At 57.8% G+C, this 232-nt stretch carries 1 pseudogene; it reads right to left on the bottom strand.

The features are described 5' to 3' along the window. Positions 1-232, bottom strand: a pseudogene (locus ACTHS3_RS18785) (TolC family protein); the annotation flags it as partial.

Here is a 232-nt window from a genome sequence, read left to right as displayed (position 1 = left end):
GCCTCCGCCCAATGCCTTATACAGCGACACCAGCATCTGCGCCCTTGCCAGCCGCGCCGCAATCAGGTTTTCCTGCATTTGGCCTTCGGCGATATGGGCTTTGAGGGCGACATCCAGCGTTTTGTAGCCGTTGCGAAACATTTTTTCCGTATCGGCCGCGTGGCGTGCCGCCTGATTATGGGCGGTTTGCAGCAGTTCGGTTTGACGGCTTAGCGATTCCACGCCTTGATAC

It is taken from the genome of Neisseria sp. P0009.S007 (genome assembly GCF_051962515.1).
The sequence above is the reverse complement of the archived record's forward strand: the minus strand, read 5'-3'. Positions and strand labels throughout refer to the sequence as shown.